This is a genomic window from Pseudomonas sp. GD03944, from assembly GCF_029839275.1.
Lineage (GTDB): Bacteria > Pseudomonadota > Gammaproteobacteria > Pseudomonadales > Pseudomonadaceae > Aquipseudomonas.
Genome location: NZ_JAOCAH010000028.1, coordinates 1 through 1251, shown reverse-complemented (window position 1 = coordinate 1251; position 1251 = coordinate 1). Strand labels below are relative to the sequence as shown.

General features: G+C 53.6%; 1 protein-coding gene. It reads right to left on the bottom strand.

Annotated features, from left to right (window positions below; genetic code table 11):
- Nucleotides 1–182: 182 nt before the first annotated feature.
- Nucleotides 183–1211: an IS110 family transposase gene (locus N5C28_RS23850; RefSeq protein WP_279825999.1), complete on the bottom strand. Its 1029-nt coding sequence runs from the start codon at nt 1209–1211 to the stop codon at nt 183–185.
- Nucleotides 1212–1251: the final 40 nt, after the last annotated feature.

Sequence of the window (1251 nt, the reverse complement as noted above, 5' to 3'; positions counted from 1 at the left end):
TCTATCCGGCGTCCATTGGGATATCCCGCGCCACGATGAGAGTCGCGCCTAGCGATCCTTAAAAATGCGACGGCTTCGCGAGCCGCCTCCTTATGCAGGTTTTTCGCCAGGCCGGTAGGCCGTTCATTTCATCTATTGTCCAGTTATCGCAAAACCTGAAGTTCACGGGTGCAAGCTCCGTATTACTGGGCGCTGGGTGAGGCTGATTCTGCTGCGTACTCCGTTCTATGTGCGGCTAATGCCCAGGCAATTCGTGCCAACTTGTTAGCCAGCGCGCAGGCGACGACATTCGAATGTCGTCGGCTGAGAAGCTCACGAACCCAATCAGCCAAGGGGCCTCGTTGATTGGCAAGCCGCTGTATATACACCCGGGCGCACTGGACCAGCAGATGCCTAAGTTTCTTGTCGCCCCGCTTGCTGATGCCCAGTAGATTCGCTCTGCCCCCTGTACTGTGCTGCTTAGGTACCAACCCGACAGACGCAGCAAAGTCACGGCTACATTTGTACTGTTGGCTGTCGCCCATCTCCACAGCCAGTAGGCTGGCGGTGATCGGCCCGACACAGGGGATACTCAGCAAACGAGTGCCCAGATCATCGTCAGCCAACTGGTTTGTCAGGTCCTTATTCAGGGCTTTGAGCTGATCATCCAAATAGCAGAAGTGCTCATACAAACGCTGCAGCAATACCTTCAGACGCACGGGCAGTTCGTGTTCTGCGATGACACTCGTTACCTGCTTTATGCTTGCCGAACCAGTAGGCAGGCTGATTCCAAACTCCAGAAGAAAACCATGCATTTGATTCACGGCTCTGGTCCTGTCCCTGACTAGGGACTCACGCATGCGGTGCAACACAGAAAGCGTCTGCTGACTTTCCGTTTTAACCGAGACAAAGCGCATTGAGGGCCGGGAGGCGGCTTCGCAAATCGCCTCGGCATCGACGAAATCGTTTTTGTTGCTTTTGACAAAGGGGCGGACAAATTGCGGAGAAATCAGCTTGGCGTTATGCCCCATGGAAACCAGCTGACGAGCAACAAAATGGGAGCCTGCACAGGCCTCCATGACCACAATACAAGTAGGCAAGTTGATGAAGAATTTCATCATCTGCTGACGTGAGAGCTTTTTACGGAAAACCTCTCGCCCAAGCTCGTCCTGGGCGTGGAGGTAAAAGCAATGTTTACCAAGATCGATACCGATCAGTTTTATGTCTTTCATGATGGCGACCTCCGAAAGATCCCCCGCCAAAGCGTAGCTC